At 65.4% G+C, this 16,653-nt stretch carries 14 protein-coding genes and 1 pseudogene; 12 read left to right on the plus strand and 3 right to left on the minus strand.

All coding sequences use genetic code 11. The features are described from left to right. The 8 genes from eccCa (at position 1) to ACQP2F_RS15635 (ending at position 10,037) form a co-directional block, all read left to right on the plus strand. Positions 1 to 3,918: a type VII secretion protein EccCa gene (eccCa, locus tag ACQP2F_RS15600; protein ID WP_433304617.1), complete on the plus strand. Its 3,918-nt coding sequence runs from the start codon at positions 1 to 3 to the stop codon at positions 3,916 to 3,918. A gap of 107 nt (positions 3,919 to 4,025) precedes the next feature. Beyond that, the gene (locus ACQP2F_RS15605; RefSeq protein WP_433304619.1) at positions 4,026 to 4,415 is read left to right on the plus strand and encodes a hypothetical protein; all 390 of its coding nucleotides are present in this window, start codon (positions 4,026 to 4,028) and stop codon (positions 4,413 to 4,415) included. Between the two features lie 35 nt (positions 4,416 to 4,450). Next, entirely contained in the window at positions 4,451 to 4,759 is a 309-nt protein-coding gene (locus ACQP2F_RS15610; protein WP_433304621.1) for a hypothetical protein, read from the plus strand. A 305-nt stretch (positions 4,760 to 5,064) separates the two neighbouring features. Beyond that, positions 5,065 to 5,280 (plus strand): hypothetical protein, encoded by a 216-nt coding sequence (locus tag ACQP2F_RS15615; RefSeq protein ID WP_433304622.1) that lies wholly within the window; start codon positions 5,065 to 5,067, stop codon positions 5,278 to 5,280. Between the two features lie 44 nt (positions 5,281 to 5,324). Beyond that, a complete protein-coding gene (locus ACQP2F_RS15620; protein ID WP_433304624.1) occupies positions 5,325 to 6,533 on the plus strand; it encodes a WXG100 family type VII secretion target in 1,209 nt (402 codons plus the stop codon). Positions 6,534 to 6,602: 69 nt separating this feature from the next. Next, positions 6,603 to 7,016 (plus strand): hypothetical protein, encoded by a 414-nt coding sequence (locus ACQP2F_RS15625; protein WP_433304626.1) that lies wholly within the window; start codon positions 6,603 to 6,605, stop codon positions 7,014 to 7,016. A gap of 21 nt (positions 7,017 to 7,037) precedes the next feature. After that, positions 7,038 to 9,032 (plus strand): hypothetical protein, encoded by a 1,995-nt coding sequence (locus tag ACQP2F_RS15630; RefSeq protein WP_433304628.1) that lies wholly within the window; start codon positions 7,038 to 7,040, stop codon positions 9,030 to 9,032. A 675-nt stretch (positions 9,033 to 9,707) separates the two neighbouring features. Continuing rightward, the gene (locus tag ACQP2F_RS15635; RefSeq protein WP_433304630.1) at positions 9,708 to 10,037 is read left to right on the plus strand and encodes an RNA polymerase sigma factor; all 330 of its coding nucleotides are present in this window, start codon (positions 9,708 to 9,710) and stop codon (positions 10,035 to 10,037) included. On the opposite strand, the pseudogene ACQP2F_RS15640 reads toward ACQP2F_RS15635, so the two are convergent. Next, positions 10,015 to 11,305 (minus strand): annotated as a pseudogene (locus ACQP2F_RS15640) (IS701 family transposase). The gene ACQP2F_RS15635 and the pseudogene ACQP2F_RS15640 sit on opposite strands and share 23 nt — an antisense overlap. 181 nt (positions 11,306 to 11,486) lie before the next feature. Here ACQP2F_RS15640 and ACQP2F_RS15645 point away from each other — a divergent pair. The 3 genes from ACQP2F_RS15645 (at position 11,487) to ACQP2F_RS15655 (ending at position 12,501) form a co-directional block, all read left to right on the plus strand. Then, positions 11,487 to 11,636 (plus strand): sigma factor-like helix-turn-helix DNA-binding protein, encoded by a 150-nt coding sequence (locus ACQP2F_RS15645; RefSeq protein ID WP_433304632.1) that lies wholly within the window; start codon positions 11,487 to 11,489, stop codon positions 11,634 to 11,636. Between the two features lie 71 nt (positions 11,637 to 11,707). After that, positions 11,708 to 11,947 (plus strand): hypothetical protein, encoded by a 240-nt coding sequence (locus ACQP2F_RS15650; protein ID WP_433304633.1) that lies wholly within the window; start codon positions 11,708 to 11,710, stop codon positions 11,945 to 11,947. Positions 11,948 to 11,985: 38 nt separating this feature from the next. Next, entirely contained in the window at positions 11,986 to 12,501 is a 516-nt protein-coding gene (locus ACQP2F_RS15655) for a hypothetical protein (RefSeq protein WP_433304635.1), read from the plus strand. Positions 12,502 to 13,181: 680 nt separating this feature from the next. Here the strand turns inward: ACQP2F_RS15655 and ACQP2F_RS15660 are convergent. Then, a complete protein-coding gene (locus ACQP2F_RS15660) occupies positions 13,182 to 13,838 on the minus strand; it encodes a hypothetical protein (RefSeq protein WP_433304637.1) in 657 nt (218 codons plus the stop codon). Positions 13,839 to 14,089: 251 nt separating this feature from the next. Next, positions 14,090 to 15,184 carry a hypothetical protein gene (locus ACQP2F_RS15665; protein ID WP_433304639.1) on the minus strand — a complete coding sequence of 365 codons (1,095 nt, stop codon included), beginning with the start codon at positions 15,182 to 15,184 and terminating at the stop codon, positions 14,090 to 14,092. Between the two features lie 269 nt (positions 15,185 to 15,453). Between ACQP2F_RS15665 and ACQP2F_RS15670 the strand changes: the two genes are divergently transcribed. Next, positions 15,454 to 16,590, plus strand: a complete 1,137-nt coding sequence (locus ACQP2F_RS15670) for an SMP-30/gluconolactonase/LRE family protein (protein WP_433304640.1) — start codon at positions 15,454 to 15,456, stop codon at positions 16,588 to 16,590. Positions 16,591 to 16,653 lie beyond the last annotated feature (63 nt).

The following is a 16,653-nucleotide window of genomic DNA, read 5'->3' on the forward strand; positions in this document are numbered from 1 at the left end:
ATGATCCTTCCCAAGCCTCCCAGCGGGGACATCCAACTACAACCTCCGCCGACGCTGCCGCGTACGTCGGCGAACGCGGGCACCCAGCTGATGGTGGTACTGCCGATGATGCTGATGATGGGCGTCATGGGCTTCGTGTACATCGGGCGCGTCAGCGGCCCGATGGTCGTCATCTTCGGGGGGCTCTACGCCGGCGTCATGATCGTCATGGTCGTGTTCACCCTAGGACGAAGCGGCTCGGGTCGGAAACGGCAAATCAACGACGAACGCAAGGATTATCTGCGCTACCTGGGCAGCGTACGCCGTCAGGTCCGGCGCAACGCGCTGCACCAGCGTGCCGCGCTGCTGCTGGCTCACCCCGATCCCGACAGCCTGGCCGCGATCGCCGTCAGCGATCGGCTGTGGGAACGGCGACCCGGCGACCCCGACTTCGTGCAACTACGCATCGGCACCGGACCGCAGCTGCTGTCCACCGAGCTCCGGCCACCGCAAACAGCGCCGTTGGAAGACCTCGACCCGATGACTGCCACGTCGCTGCGACACTTCATACGGACCTACGTCACCGTTCCGGCCCTGCCCGTGGCCCTGTCCATGCGCGGGACGGCGCGGGTCACGCTCGTCGGCGCCCGCTCGGTCACCCTCGCCACCGCGCGAACTCTGATCTGCCAACTCGTCACCTTTCACACCGCCGAGGACGTCCGCGTCGCGCTGTGCGTCGCCCCCCACCGGCGCGGCGACTGGGACTGGCTCAAATGGCTACCCCATCTGCGACACGCTCAGCACGCCGGAGCCCTGGGCCCGCGGCTGCTGGTAGCCGACCAGATGAGCACGCTGGAGACGCTGCTCAGCGAGGAGATCGCCGGACGCGGGCCGTTCGCCGCGACGTCTGCCCGCCCCAGCCTTCCCCACATCCTCGTGGTCGTCGACGGTGGCCAGATTAACGATGCGGTGCTGGACCGCGATCAAGGCTTCGACGGCGTAACGATTCTGGCCCTCGACGCGCAGATGGCGGCTCGACCCGGCGAGCTGCGATTCGTCGTCGAGGCCGAACGGATGGGCTCCGAAGGCCTCGACGGCATCCGATATCTTGGCCGCCCCGATCTGACCTCCGACGCGGCCGCCATCGCCTTGGCACGGAATCTGGCCGTCCTGCCCGGCCCCGGCCGCGGTCCCACCGAAGATTCGCTCACCCAGAACCTCGGACTACCCGATCTGCTCAGCATGGGCGACCCCCGTGCCATGACTGAAGAAAACCTGCGCCAGCTGCGCTCCCGCCGCTACCGGCTGCGCATCCCCATCGGGCTCGACCAGCGCGGCACCCCGGTCGAACTGGACCTCAAGGAAGCGGCAGAAGGCGGGATGGGCCCGCACGGGCTGGTCATCGGCGCCACCGGCTCGGGCAAAAGTGAACTGCTGCGCACCCTGGTCGCCGGGCTGGCCGTCACCCACTCCTCGGAAATCCTTAACTTCGTCCTGGTCGACTTCAAAGGCGGCGCCACCTTCGTCGGTCTCGACCAACTCCCGCACACCTCCGCCACCATCACCAACCTCGCCGACGACCTCACGCTGGTCGACCGCATGCGTGATGCCCTCAACGGCGAACTCATCCGCCGCCAGGAACTGCTGCGCCGAGTCGGCGGCTACGCCTCCGTCCGTGACTACGAACGCGCCCGCGCAGCCGGCACCCCGCTCGAGCCGCTGCCCAGCCTGCTGGTCATCATCGACGAGTTCAGCGAGCTGCTGACCAACCAGCCTGAGTTCATCGACCTGTTCGTCACCATCGGCCGGCTCGGACGAAGTCTCGGCGTGCACCTGCTGCTGGCCTCGCAACGACTGGAAGAAGGCCGGCTGAGAGGACTGGAAAGCCACCTGAGCTACCGCATCGGACTTAAAACGTTCTCCGCCGCGGAAAGCCGGTCAGTACTCGGTGTCCCCGACGCCTACCAACTTCCCCCGGTGCCTGGATCAGGCTTCCTACGCCACGACACCTCCAGCCTCGTACGGTTCAAAGCAGCGTATGTCTCCGGCGCCCTGCCCCGCCGTTCCACCGGCGGCCAGACCAAACCGAGTACGCCGGAGCAACAGGTACGCCTCTTCGACCTCGACCGGGCCTCCCGGCCCCTGCCCGAGACACCAAAGGCCGTCGCCGCAACGCCGGCACCGACATCCGACCACGTTGAATTCGCCGACACCGTCCTGGGCGCAATCATCTCCGGACTCAGGGACGGTCCAGCCGCACACCGGGTGTGGCTTCCCCCGTTGGCCACACCACCGGCCCTCAACCGGATCCTTCCGCCGTTGGCCAACGAGGCTGGACACGGACTGACGCCCGCCGGGTGGCCAGGACGCGGCCGGCTGGCGATCCCGCTGGGGGTGATCGACATGCCCTTCGAACAACGCCGGGACCTGCTCTGGGCAGATCTGTCCGGCGCGGCCGGAAACGCGATCGTGGTCGGTGCCCCCCGCACCGGCAAAAGCACCATCGTGCGCACCGTGCTCACCGCGCTGGCGCTGACACACACCCCGCTGGAGGTACAGATCTACTGCGTCGACCTGGGCGGCGGAACACTGGCCCCGCTGGCGGACCTGCCGCACGTCGGGGCCGTGGCGGCCGCCCGCGACGCCGAACGCTGCTCACGTCTGATCGCCGAACTCAGCGGACTGCTCGCGCGACGAGAGGCCGAATTCGCCCGCCTGCAGCTGGACTCGATCGCGGCCGCCCGCCACGCCCGCGACCCGGACGGACGACGGCTGTTCGCCGATGTCTTCCTGGTCATCGACGGCTGGCTGAACTTCCGGGAACTCTACGAACACCTCGAGGACCAGGTCGTCACCCTCGCCCGTCGCGGACTCGGCTACGGCATCCATGTCGTGCTGACCGCCAACCGGTGGTTCGATGTGCGATCGGCGGTACGAGATCTGATCGGCACCCGACTTGAACTGCGACTGGGCGACCCGAGCGACTCCGAGGTCGACCGCCGCGCCGCCGTCACCGTCCCCGAGGGCCGCCCCGGCAGAGGCATCACCCGCAGCAAACATCACTTCCTGGCAGCCCTGCCCCGCATCGACGACCGAACGTCGACCGATGACCTGGCCACCGGCGTCCAACAACTGGTCGCGCGGGTCGCCGGCGCCTGGGACGGACCGGTCGCCCCGCGGGTGCGCCTTCTGCCGACTACGCTCGATCTCGCGGCGTTGGACGCTCCCCGCCAGGGCCGGCTCGACGTTCCCATCGGGGTCGCCGAGGTGGACCTGGGAACGGCCTACGTCGAGTTCGGCAGCGAATCGCATTTGATGATCTTCGGCGATGCCGAGTCCGGTAAGACCACCGTGCTGCACACCCTGGCAACCGGTACCGTTCGCCATTACACGCCTGAGCAGGTTCGGCTGGTCATCGCCGACTACCGCCGCGGGCTGCTGGGAGCCTTCGACGGACCTCACCTACTCGGACATGCCGGGGGAGAGGCCGCCCTCACCAGCATGGTGGCCGAAGTCGTCCAGGCGATGCGTAACCGGCTACCCGGCCCCGATGTCACCCCCGAGCAGCTCAAAGCCCGCAGCTGGTGGCGTGGGCCGGAATTGTTCCTTGTCGTCGACGACTACGACCTGGTCGCGGCCACTGCCACTAACCCGCTGCTGCCCTTGGTCGAGCTGCTCCCACACGCGCGCGACATCGGTCTGCATTTGATCGTCGCGCGGCGCAGCGGAGGCGCCGGACGGGCTCTCTACGACCCGCTCCTCGCTCAACTGCGTGAGCTCAGCGCACCCGGGCTGCTGCTGTCCACCAATGCGGAAGAGGGTCAGCTGTTCGGGGTCCGGGCCACGCCGCTGCCTGCCGGACGGGGGACGCTGGTCACCCGCCGTCGCGGCGCACAACTGATCCACGTCGCTTCGGATGCCCGCGCGAATGACAGCTGAGCGGTAAATGTACCCCTCATCGTGGGGGACGTTGTGACCTAGCGATGCCGCTTCGGCAGGCAGCATCATGGTGGCGCATTGGTCAACCGTCGCAGATCGGAGCAGTAATGTTGAACCCTTCCCAGCCGACGCCATCTAGTGGCGCGCGTCAGACCGGTGATGAAGCCGCCTACAGTAAGGCGGAGACCGCCTTCCTCGAGGCCCGGAACACCATGGCCACCGAATTTAAGAAGTCCAGGGGCGTGTTGGCGGGCACACTGTGCTCTTCCAGCTATCAGGGGCAGCAGAGTGGGCAATTCAAGGCGGCGATGCTGAGGCATGCCGAACTGGAAGTCCACTTCCGGAAGAAGTTCGAACAGCTCCACGAATTCATTGCCCAAACGCGCAAGACGAAGACTGCAGGCGACCTCGCCGCCTCGGATGCCATTAAGTCCGCGTCCGCAATGCTCGATGGCGTCGGAGGTTCAGGCGCCATTATCGGAGCCCTCAACCGCTAGCCCCAACCCATCCGACTTTCATAGAGGACGAAGACATGGCAGCAAACGACGGTAGCTACATCAGCGTCAACACCGATCATCTGGCCGAAGGCGGTCAGCACCTCCACGGCCTTTTCAACGGTATCCGCCAGTGCACAGACACGCTGTATGCCGAGATGAAGCCCATGTTCGCAACCTGGGACGGCACCTCCCGAGGGTACGCCGATCAGACGTTCGTTACAGCCCGCCGCATGCTCGACGAATTCGAGCAGTCCATTCTAGCGCTCAGCAAGGCCACGACCAATGCCGGGCTGGATCAGCACCAGGATGAGATGGCCCGAGCGAACCTCTGGCAGACCGCATAGCATCTGCGCTGCGACGTCAAAGGGCCGGGCTGTGGCCCGGCCCTTTGAAGCTCATACCGGACGCCGATGGCACCGTCGTTCTTCGGCGACAGCCGTGCAGGAAAGCTCAGCATTCGCCTAGCGCATTCCGTGAAACGCGATTGCCTCAATGGAAAGCCGATAGCAGAGTGTATACATCCGGTACCCTTGCCAACTCGTCGGACCCACCACGAGGGCACTCTTTCACTGTCCATCTGGACTCATTGCGCAGTTTCGGGCGTCGCTTAGAGGATCAAATATCGGTCCTGCACCGCACCATCGCCGAGATGAGTGACCCGACGCGCTCGCAGGCACCCTTCGGTGACTTCCCGGAAGCCAATACCCTCCTGCTGCGCTACACCACCACCCTGGACGACATGGTGAAACTGCTCAGCACGGTAAAAGCCGCCATCGCCTTTGCAGGCCAGGTCACCGACGTCGTAGCGGACAGCTACGAAGCAAGTGACAAACGCGCCGCCCTCGACGTCCGATCGACCTCTTGACTTCAGGCCGAGCCGGACGGCATCGGCGGGAGAACAGGAATGCCATGTCAGCTCTCACCGACTACACCCGATTCAGCCATCACGAACTCGTCCGCATGGTGAACGCCGGCAGTCCGGAGGTTCTGCGCCGCACCGGCGACGCCTGGCATGACGCGGGCCGCAACCTCCACGACGGCGCCGACGCGATCGCCGACCAGCTGGCGCGCTTCGCACCATTCTGGACCGGTGGCGCCGCGGACCAGTACAAGCAGATGATGTCGCAGCTCGCCGACGGCATCACCTCGTGCGCGAACGCCGTCCTCGCGGTGCGTGACCAGGTTTACCGCGCCAGCGAGGACCTTCGCACCGCCCAATCCCACATGCCCGCCGCCGTTGTCGTGAGCGAAACTGACCCCACCGTCGTCGCTCTTGCCGCGGGAACTCTCCCCACGTCCACCGCCGCGGCGATCTGGGAAGCCACCGACAGGGCCGGCCGGTCCGCGCTCGTGCAGAAGATCAACGCACTGCAACAACAGACGGCCGCGTCCACAGCCGCCAACAGTGAAGCGGTCCGCGTGATGACAACATTGGCCACCAATTACACGGACACCGAAGCGTCGTTCCCGCAGACCCCGAAAGCCGAAGACGCGCCGGTCATCACCACCCAACCTGCCAACAGCGACGCCACCGTCCTGGTGAACCTCCCCCCACAGCAGGCGGAAACCCACCAGCAGCTGTCCTTGACAGCAGCGGCAGCCCTCGAGGGCAAAGCCGCCCCTCAGCAGCCGAACGCCCTGTTCGGTTCGATGTACTCCGCCGGCCTGCTGGCTGTCGCCGGCGCGGTAGGAGCAGGTATCGGATCCGCCGCGCAACGCCTCAAGACGTCGGCAGCCACCAAAGCGGCGGCTAAAGAACTCGCGAGCAAAGGCGCGAAGCAGGCATCAATGCCGTCGCTCGGGGGCGGTGGGGGACCCGCGCCTGCACCGGTCGGCGATGCAGTCCTATCCGCCGGGTCGTCGTCGGGCTCGGCTGCGGCATCGACCATCGCGGCGGCAGCGGGTTCCTCAGTCGCGCGTTCGGCGGGCACATCCATGATGCCGATGATGCCGATTGGTGCCATGGGAGCGATGGGTGCCATGGGCGCGGGGACGGACGGGATGGCGGGGGGCAGACGCCTTCCGCCGTGGTTGGTCGAGGACCGCAAGGTCTGGGACGTCGCCGTTGAAGCCATTCCAGCAGTTCTTGACGGCGAAGCAGGCTTCCACAGCGCGTGAAGCCGCGGGCAGGGTCCGTGGGTGAGGTGGCAAGTTCGGTCGTCGTCGGATGAGTGAGGTAAGCAGTTCATGGTTTCTTTCGAGGTCGAACCTTCAGCCCTGTTGAGTTTCGGGGGCCCGGCGCGAGGCATCGCCGAGGAATTCGGTGGTGACGCTGCCGCCCTAGAAGGTACCGACGTTTCCGGTGACATCTTCGGCACCATCCGATCGTCGGCGGTCGTTGCGGCGGCGACACGGAACGCGCAACAGGCACTCACATTCAGTTTCAACCAAGCGATGCAGGCGGCGGGCTTCATGTCGGAGGCTGTGCCGTCCGCGGCCAATAGCTCTGTCAGCCGTGATGAGGCTATCGCCGTTAATATAGGAGGGGTTGCTCAGGTGGTAGAGCATCTGTCGCCGGCCGCCGAAACTCCTTTTGGTGCGGGCCTACTCGACCCGCACGTGTTCGGTACACCCCAGCCTGTGCATCGCACCGGACCATAGCGCGATGAGTGGAGAACAGCGATGACGACATCCACGATTGATGTCCCGGGCGTGGCGAACGCGTATCTCGCGAAACTGGTGAAGTACCGCAAAGCGATGACCGGTGATGTCGGCGCCATCGACGCAGTCGGCGAGGTCTTTCAGACCCGGGCGGACGCCGCCGGGTCGCGGACGTCCGTGCTGGCGGGACACGCATCAGCGGTTCTGGCCCATTGGAATGCGCCGTCGGCTGATGGATTCCGGGCCACCATGGCGGACTTCTCCGGGCAGATGCAGCAACTAGCGGCGGCCTGCTCCGCTGCTGCTCGAGCGCAGTGGCAGTCAGCTGAGGCGCTGCGGGATGCCGTCGTGCGGATGGATGACATCATCGCTCGCTTCAAGGCTGACGCCCGGGCGGCCGCGGAAGCGGGGAACACGAGCCAGCAGAAGTGCATCGCGGCCGCGGCTGCCTCAGTGCAGGGAATGATGAGGCTGGAAAGCCAGTGCAAAAAAATCCGCAACGATGTGCAGGCGGCGGTCAAAGCGCTGGGGGATACGGCGCTGCGATCGGCCGAAGTAGTGGAGCAGGACACCGATCTGGCTTTGCTGGAATGTGCGGCCACGCTCAACAAGGCAGCGCTGCGGCTGAACATCTCCGTCGGGGCACGCACATTCCGGTCTGACTTCGGCGCCGTCAACCCATGGGCGCCGGCGCGTAGTCTGCAAGGGCTGTTCGGAGGCGATACGCAGCCCTACGACCTGCAGTCGCAGTTCTACGTTCCAGCGACCAGCGCCGGGTACGCTGCGATGGCCGTTCCCTTCAGTACTACTCTCGGCGCGAAGTTCCGCTTGAACACCGACACCGTTTTCATCGCCGGTGAGGAGGTCGCCATGACCCCCGGTCTGGCGCTCCAACAATCAGGTCAGGGACAGCCACGTAGTATCGCCTCGGACATCGCCCTAGGCGGCGCCCTCAACCCGCTGAACACCAATGTGTACTTCTCCGACAACGACACGGTCAACTACCTGAGCACCCTGGGCATTAACAGCGGCGCACCCGCCGCACTGGACTGGGCATCAGGCACGGTGAGTCAGTGGAGTCAGGGGAAATTGGCGCTGAACTCGGGGCTTGCTGTACCGACCATGGCGATGATCCCCGCGACCGTGAACGGCTTCAGTCAGCTGTCCGACCTGCTGGTGGCAGGGCCGTCACCGACAGACACCAACAACAACAGATACTGGGCGGCGGTGCTGAGCCGTTCCGCGGCGCTCGGTCTGGGCGTCACCGTGCCCGTCTCGCTTGAGCAATTCGTTCAGCAGGCCAGCACTGGCAAGAAGTTGGACTGGGCCACCGCCGGGCTGGCTCTCGGTCTGCCGTTCGTTCAGAGCGTCGGCTCCGAGGTCCTCCTGGGACCCGAACCCCCCGATAAGAGCGACCTGGTGTGGTCCGTGCCCCACAACACCGGCCGCTGGGTTGCCGCCGACATCGGCGCACTCAACTATTACCTGTTATCCAGCGAGGGCCCCGGCGACGGAAGCTCCGCCGACCTCCTCCACGCGGGAACGCGCGGGGGCAAAGCCGTGCTCGATCTCGCGCTCAGCGGAATGCTCCCAGGAACATCGGAAACCGCGATAGATGATGCAGCCCGCACTATCGACGGTCAACAGCGCGCGCTCTACGACGCCATGCACCAGCCACAACTCAGCCTCCACGACCGGGCCGTATCTGCGCTGCTGAACTCCGCGGCCGGGACTGGACACACCATCAACGGCGTCGCCCAGACACTGTTTTATCCCGCTGCTTACGCCAACGGAACTGATGCAGCTCTCCGAGACTCCATCCAGCAAGAATTCGGCGCTGCCGGACAATCTTTCCAGCGCGTCCTCGGCGGCTGGGACGCCTACGAGACACCGGGCACTCCCAACTTGTCGTTAGCCCCTGCAGTCCCAGCGCTCACAGAAGATGTTCACGATATCTCGACAGAATTCCGATATCTCGATCCCTCAAGCGGGTATGTTTTCCCGCGAAGGCTCTGATATTCTCCGAAGGCGCAGCCACAAGCACAACCTAATGCGTCCCAGACGTACCGGCCACGGCGATGAGGCTTGATCCGCTTCGACGAGTTGCATCGACACAGGCATCGCCCACCTCAGCCAGCCGCCGAGTACCCGGACACTTTGGAGAAGCGCATACATGGCATTGGGTCGAGCGAACGCCGAAGGCGTGCTGATGCGATTGCCGGTCGCCAATCAGCGGTGTCGAAGTCCGGTTAGCTCTCGCGGATGGGCCAGATGTCGAGGTTTAGTGGCATGGACGTGGTCCTTGCCCAGCAGGACATTGCCCAGCTACAATGCCGGACCGTCCCAACCGCAGTCGACAGCGGAGCCCGTAGTAGACGCAGTAACACATAGCGGCCGGTCGATTGATGTCGCTTTCGCCAGCCGTGAATCCGGTCGACTGGCCGCAGCGACCCCGATCGCAGTTGCCCCCACGGCCACGGCGCTCTTGAAGACGGCGTGCCGCCTCGCCGCGGCGACCAGACGGGCAGCGCATGGTCGCCGGAATCTTCCTGCCACGGATGGGGGCCTGCCGGCAATAGAAGAATGTGATGACGCAAACCGAGCCGACCGACGAGGACCTGTGGGTGGGCCGCAGTTGCCTGCGGGGATGAATCGGCGTTTGGCGCGCTGTTCGACCGGCATTCCCGTGCCGTGTACAAACATGCCTTTCGGCTGTGCGGTTCGTGGAGTACGGCGGAGGATGTCACGCAGGCGACGTTTCTCGCGGCGTGGCGCAAACGTGGCACCGTGCGGCTGGCACATACGACGGCGTTGCCTTGGCTTCTTGTCGTGGCCGGCAACCACGTTCGTAGCGAATGGCGATCAGCTCGCCGACTGCGGGCCCTGGTCGGGCGAATACCCGCAGAACACCACATCGACCCCGCTGACGACGTCGTAGGCCGGGTGGACGATGAACGCTCAATGGGCAAGGTCCTAGTACGGCAGCCGCCATTCGTGATCATGGCTGAGTTTCGAGGCTGAGCCGACGAGCATAGTGGGTTCGTCTGGCTCGTGCCTGGTGCCGGCGTCGCCAGTTTGACCAGCGCAAACGGTGGGCGATGCTGCGAGTCGGCCGGATCAGCAGGGCGTTGATCAAGCGGCGGATCTCGTTGACGGTCAGGTCGATCATGTCGGGCTGAGCGCGGTGGTCTGGGCTGCGGGGGTCGGCGGCGCAGATCGCGAAGACCGCGAGGGCGGCCAGCGCGAGGGTGGTGAATCGGTGCCAGGACGTCCAGCGGCGGACTTGGTGCTGGTCCACGCCGACCTGGCCCTTTCCGGCCTGAAACGACTCCTCCACGATCCAACGAACTCCGGTCACCCGGACAAGTTGGGCGACAGTGACCGGCCCTGGCGCCCAGCAGCGGTAGAACGCCATCTCACCGGTCGTATGGTTGCGGCGGATGAGCAGACTGTGCCGGCCATCGTCGTCCGGGTCACCGTCGGCACCGACGTCGGCCAGCCAGGCCCAGTCGTAGAACCGTGGCCCTTTCGACCCGTCACCGGCACTTCGCCGGGTCCATGCCGCGGCCGGCAAGTTCGCGGCCAACTGGTCGGCGCGGCAGCGGGTCTTAGCTGCGTCGATCGGCACGAGGTGATCGCAGGAGACCGCCAGGACGTAATCGAGACGCAGTCTGCGCAGCTCACCACGCAGCCTGGTGTTGTTGCCGTAGGCCTCGTCCGCGGCGACCCATCGGGCCGGGACCAGGGCTTTCACGGCGGCGGTGATCATGACGTCGGCCAGCTCGGATCGGGTGGCGAACCCGATGTCGTCCGGGATCCCGGCCAGTTCACATCGCCAGCGGTCGTCGGTCCAGGATTTCGGCAGGTAGACCCGCCGGTCGATCAGGGTGTGGCCGTGTCTGCTCGCGTAGGCCAGGAACACGCCGACCTGAGCGTTCTCGATCCGCCCCACGGTACCGGTGTACTGGCGTTGGACACCGACGGTGTGCACGCCTTTCTTCAGATCCCCGGTCTCGTCAACCACCAGGACCCCGTCCCGGTCACCGAACCGGTCGACGACGACCTGCCGCAGGTCGTCACGCACCGCGTCGGCGTCCCATTTCGCTCGGTAGAGCAGTCGCTGCATCGCATCCGGCCGGCCGTGCCCGGCCTGCTCGGCCAACTGCCAGCACGTCTTGATCTGAAAGTCCGCGAGTAGGCCGGTGACGAAAGCCGGCGGCCGCCTGGCGGGGCTCGACCCGGGCGAACCGGCCCACGAACTGGTCACCAGGTCGATGGTTCGTCGCCAGCGGGCAGGCTCTAAGCTGTGGCCCTCGGCCACCGCAAGGTCTGATGTTGTGTCCACAACGCACAGACGATCATGCGGTGGCCGTCCTCGTTCCCGCGGGATCCGAGGTCACCTAACGAACGGCGGCTGCCGTACTAGCTGCGGTAAGGGGTCTGCCACGCGCCGAACGTGAAGCCGTTGCGATGTGCCTATGGTCCGGCGTTGGCTATTCGGAGGCGGCCGCGGCATTAGGGATATCCGAAGTTGCGGTCCGATCCCGAGTAAACCGCGCCCGGAAACGACTCACCAGGAAGCTTGGTTCCATCGCGTCACGGAGGAACGATGATGAGTGACTTGCTCAAACCTCCGCCGAGCGGGATCTGCCGCCGACGGCGGCGGCTCGCATCCGCCTGCGCTGCTGGTCATGGCGCAAGGCCCGCGCCCGGGGCCGCGCCGGCGACGGCTGCTGATCGTGCCCGCCGCAGTGCTGACAGTGCTCGGCGGACTCGCCGTGATCAATATGACCGGACGTACCGACCGTCTGCAGATCCTTGCGATGAGTGCCGTGGAGCTGAACCCCACCTTTCACGACGTGATAGGTGATTGCATTGAGTTTATGAAACCCCGACATGAGGAGCGCCAGGCCCTAAGTTTTTTGCCGTAACGGCAGCCGACGTCGCCCTCGCGTATCGGCAAGGCAACGTGGCCGGGTTTCTGTTCCTCAACCAGGCCGGGTACATGGAATGCAGTGCGTATTTGACTGCCGGCGAAAGGGAGGCCGGTGTGGGCGGTGAGCTCTGGCCGCACCGCGATTGGCTGCCCGGACCCGTCCAGATACTGGGCATGACGTCGTCCGAGGAAGACCATGGATGGGTCCAGGCAACGGGACGAGTCAGCCCTCGTGTTGATCACTTGGTTCTCGAACACGGGGACGGACAGACCACCGCGGCCCGAATAGACAACGGCACCTTCGGGTTGATCTCCCGAAACGACGACGTCACCCCCGCCGCTGCACTCGTCAGATACGGTTCCACTGGTCAAGAATTCCGCCGTAAAGCCATTTTCGCATTGCAGCGGGACACGCACTGCTATACGGACCACACCGGCAAACTAATCTACCGCGAAACCCGTCACGACTGCCTACCCGCCGATCCTTGGATACGCCAATCAGGTGTGGTGAATAGCGAACTACTCGGCCTGGCGGATGAAGTTGATTGACACCATCAGGAAGCACGGACGGCGCATGTCGTTACCGGCAGGCAATCACCGATCCGCCGGGCCGGGGGCCCCAGTTCGTCCTGGCGGCCTCCGCCCCACCGGTGCTCCTGAAGGCCGCGCCGGGATCATTCGCCGCGGCGGTCAACCGCTGACTCCGGCTCGGATCGACGACGTCGCGTCCGCGGGCGGCTTTTCGGTATTGAGCCGATCCGCAATCTGGCGGTCAACACGCACGGGACCAGGATCGCCTCATTGACGTATGGCCTGCACGGCCGTCGGGTTCGGCTGGATATCAAAGGTCGGTTAGTAAGCGGGTCACCAGCATGGCTGCTGCCCACCCGGCTCCGATCAACGGCAGTTCGAGAACGTTATGACTCGGGTGCGCGCGCTATGCTTACCCACGATTCCGAGGAGGCTCTCACCGAGCATCACCCGCTGCACTCTTTGAGTCCGGCGGCAGCACGCGCGTTCACCGATCCTCGGAACGCGAACTTTTGGGCCGTCGCCGGCCTGCGGAGACCGGTGCTCGGATGGAGTGAGAAGTACGTCTGGGCCTCTGCCGTACGGGTCGCGCTGATGCTGCCGGACCACCACATGGGAAGGCCACGACGAACGCCACGATGTGGCTTGCGCGGCTTGGTCAGTGGCCGAGCGTCATGGCGTGGGGGTCAGGATGCACTCTACGGGGTCTCGCGGCTCGGCTGGGCTAGTGACTTGGTGGATCTGATGATCCAGAAAATGGTAGACATTCGTTGTGAGCGGGTCGCCCGTTTCGGTTGCCGCCAAGCCGTAGAGAGATCGGGCGTGCGCAGCCAATGTCCGGATCTGATCAAGCTACGGTCAGGGTCCAATGTCGTGGCTATCACCAAAGATGCGGCTGGCGCAGCCACCAGGCAGCCGCGACGCTCAATCTCGCACACCGAGTCGAGCATGACGGCATACGCCGAGGTGTAGTAGTCGCTGCCGGTCAGATAAACAAGCTCGTACTCGGGTGCGTCGGTCAAGTGGTAGCGGTGTGCGTTGACCGGTACATAACGTCGGACGCTTTCCCGGGCAGCGGTGAAGACCGCATCTTCGTCGACTCCCCGGGACAGGAATTGAGTTTTGGTCACAGGGTGGATGGACATCGGCAGGTCGATGACGACCTGTTCCGCCACGTCGCCTCGAGACACAGGGCGTATAAGCGCTTGCTCGGAGCGGCCATGGTAGGGCGCGAGCTGGGTCCGCAATCGAGGGAGAGCTTCGCTCCACGAGAGCATACTGGTTTTCTCGGCCACCGCTCGCTCGGCGTCCGGTTGCTCAGGCCCTTGTTGACGCCGTCTGGAGAAGATGCGCATCCGTTCACTCCAACCGCTGATCATCGTAGATCAGCAAATTCCCGCTTCACGCCAGGGTCAACTTCAAGGTCAGCACACTCGATCCCGGCCGCAGCCGTATGCGGCCGGTTATGTGCCGTCGGCTTTGGATGCCGACGGGTGGTCGGGAAGGCGCTAGCATGACGCTTCGGTGATCGCCCAATCGAGCGTTCGGCTCTGTGACGCTGGCGGCATTATTTGCATTCTCCGACGACGCCAGACGGGACAGCCATTCAGGGCGTCGTGCCGGTCAGCAACGGTAGCACCGCGTCGCAGAGCCGCAGCGTGAGGTCTCGGCGACCACGAACGGCCGTCCCGAGAAGACTTAACCGCCCCTTCAGACTGTAATAGAGCGACGGACTGACCGGCTGATGCCCGTTCTCGTGCATCTGCAGAACGAAGGCGGCCAGCGCACCCAATCCGCGGGTCAGCTCGGACATCGAGCTCTTCGGGAATGCCGCGGCGATGACATGGTGGGCATCGGGGACGGCGACGATGACACCACCAGCGGGGATGCCCAGCCAGTCCTCGGCGTGCATCGCCGCGGCACTCGTGCAGGTCTGCTCGCCCTCGATCAGCATCAACGGTGGCGTGTCGGGAAGATCTCTGATCCACTCGCCCCGAAGGTCCTTGATCGCGAAGTCCGCCGCCCCACGAGCGACCCGCAGAATCTCGTCCGGGGAGCGGGCCCACCGGCGGACGTCGGCCGCCGCGATCGGGATGTCGCCGGCAGGCATCGCTACGACGATGGTCTCCAGCAGACCGGGTGCCACCACGCGGTGTACCTCGTCGCCCTCCACCAACTCGCCCGCCAGGACGGAGCGCAGCAGCGGCGCAGCATCCAACCATGACATCCGCCGCACCACGTCGCCCTGTTCGTGGAGGTCACGCAAGCCCAGCAGTGCGGCACACATGTCGGCCTCGCGCGTCCCGATCGAAGAGTCGGCGTCGTCGGAGTCGACAAGACGCGAGATCTGGTCGAGGTCGATACGCGCAATCGGCTCTGCGGGCTGCTCCGGGCGCCAATCCACCAAGATCGAGCGCGGCTGCCCACGCTCGATCTCAGCCGGCCAACCAAGTTTGCCGGCAGCGGCGAGAACGACCGGCGCCAACCGGTGCCGGCCACGGCGACCGACGATACCAAACATGCGCTGGCTCTCCTCACGCACTGACCGGGAGGGTCCCGAATTTCCTCGGCAACGCCCATCCCGCCCCTCAACGAGAGCATCGTAGGGGCGAATCGCACTCACCAGCACCGGAAAAATACCCCACACCTGGAGACGTTCCTCCGGCTCGTCGGTGCCACCAAGCGTCACCGTGCCGCCCATCCGAACGTCCGATCCTCCGACGCTTCGGTCGCAACTACTGCTCAGCACAGCACAGAGGCACAGCGATACCCGCAGATGCACGACCACGCTCGTCCCGACGCAGCATCACAGTGTGCCGGCCTGACCGGCCATTACCACCGGCGTGAGCATGCCGCCGACTCGGTCGAGGTTCTTCGGGGTTCGGGTGACCACCACCGCGTCGACTGCTCCGACGTAGTCATACCCACCTGACCTGTTCAGGAAAAAGAGCCTCCTTCCGGATTCGGGCCGTGGCCCGCAAGCTCATTACGTCGCCATCGCGACGCGAACACCGCCCCGACCGCGCGCTCCCGCCCTGCTGGCAGCGCCAGACCCGTGCGTGCCCAGTCGGGTGGTCTGAAGGGAGAACGATGAGATCGCGAAGCATCCAACGTGGGGCATTGCTCCTGACGGCGCCCGTGCTTGCCCTTACCGTCGCCACAGCTTCATCAGCAACCACCCCGGCCGCCCCCGCGCCACGGTTCGAGGTGACGGCGGCTCGCGCCTCCTGCTCATCGACGATCGTCGTACCGGGCGAAACCGCCTTTCCGGAAAGCATCGATTACGACATCCGTGGGGGCTTCTACTACGTCTCCGGCAACCAGAACGCCATCATCTACCGCGGCCGTCCAAACCAGTCGACGGCGCAGGTGTTCCTGACCGCCGCCGACGGCGTCCCGAATAATCCGACCGGGATCAAGGCCGCCAACGGTCGGCTGTATATCGCGGGTGCCTTCGAGGGCACCATCACTGTCTTCGACCTGACCACGCACCGCCTGATCCGCCGCTTCACCACCGGCGCCGGCGGCCTGATCAACGACCTCGTTGTGACCGGCCGCGGTGACGTCTACGCCACCGATTCGTTCCGGCCGACGCTGTGGCACATCACCGCTGCGCAGGTCCGGCACGACCCACCACTGGTCCTCTCACCATGGGTCGACCTGTCCCCGAGCGTGCCCTACGGCCTGCCTGACCGGCCGGCCGCCAACGGCATCGTGGCCCTCAACAACGGCCGGACACTGGTCTTCGTGCAGAACACCACCGGCGTGCTGTACCGCGTCGACACCAGCACCGGTGCCATCACCACAGTCGACACCGGCGGTGTCACGCTGCGCAACGCCGACGGGCTCACCCTGACCGGGCACACCCTGTACGTCGTCCGCAACGTCGATGAGCAGATTGCCGTGCTGCACCTGAGCCTCGACGCCCGCCGCGCCCGCGTGGCCACCACGATCACCGACCCGAGTTTCGACGTCCCCACCAGCGTCGCGGTGACCGGCTTCCGGCTGCTGGTCACCAACTCGCAACTGGACAAGGTGCTGGCCGGGAAGCCCGGCGTTCCCCCGTTCACTATCAGCAGCATCCCACGTCCCCGCCACCGGCACTGAACAGGAGAACCCCATGTCCACCGTCCGCTTCATTCTGCGAATTGCCCTGGCGGTGTTCTTCGG

The sequence above is a fragment of the Actinoplanes sp. CA-030573 genome (genome assembly GCF_050951115.1).
In the GTDB taxonomy this organism is placed as follows: Bacteria; Actinomycetota; Actinomycetes; order Mycobacteriales; family Micromonosporaceae; genus Actinoplanes.

Coding starts and splice junctions, on each gene's coding strand:
- eccCa (WP_433304617.1), top strand. CDS start 1: ATGATCCTTCCCAAGCCTCCCAGCGGGGACATCCAACTACAACCTCCG.
- ACQP2F_RS15605 (WP_433304619.1), top strand. CDS start 4,026: ATGTTGAACCCTTCCCAGCCGACGCCATCTAGTGGCGCGCGTCAGACC.
- ACQP2F_RS15610 (WP_433304621.1), top strand. CDS start 4,451: ATGGCAGCAAACGACGGTAGCTACATCAGCGTCAACACCGATCATCTG.
- ACQP2F_RS15615 (WP_433304622.1), top strand. CDS start 5,065: ATGAGTGACCCGACGCGCTCGCAGGCACCCTTCGGTGACTTCCCGGAA.
- ACQP2F_RS15620 (WP_433304624.1), top strand. CDS start 5,325: ATGTCAGCTCTCACCGACTACACCCGATTCAGCCATCACGAACTCGTC.
- ACQP2F_RS15625 (WP_433304626.1), top strand. CDS start 6,603: ATGGTTTCTTTCGAGGTCGAACCTTCAGCCCTGTTGAGTTTCGGGGGC.
- ACQP2F_RS15630 (WP_433304628.1), top strand. CDS start 7,038: ATGACGACATCCACGATTGATGTCCCGGGCGTGGCGAACGCGTATCTC.
- ACQP2F_RS15645 (WP_433304632.1), top strand. CDS start 11,487: ATGTGCCTATGGTCCGGCGTTGGCTATTCGGAGGCGGCCGCGGCATTA.
- ACQP2F_RS15650 (WP_433304633.1), top strand. CDS start 11,708: ATGGCGCAAGGCCCGCGCCCGGGGCCGCGCCGGCGACGGCTGCTGATC.
- ACQP2F_RS15660 (WP_433304637.1), bottom strand. CDS start 13,838: ATGCGCATCTTCTCCAGACGGCGTCAACAAGGGCCTGAGCAACCGGAC.
- ACQP2F_RS15665 (WP_433304639.1), bottom strand. CDS start 15,184: ATGGGCGGCACGGTGACGCTTGGTGGCACCGACGAGCCGGAGGAACGT.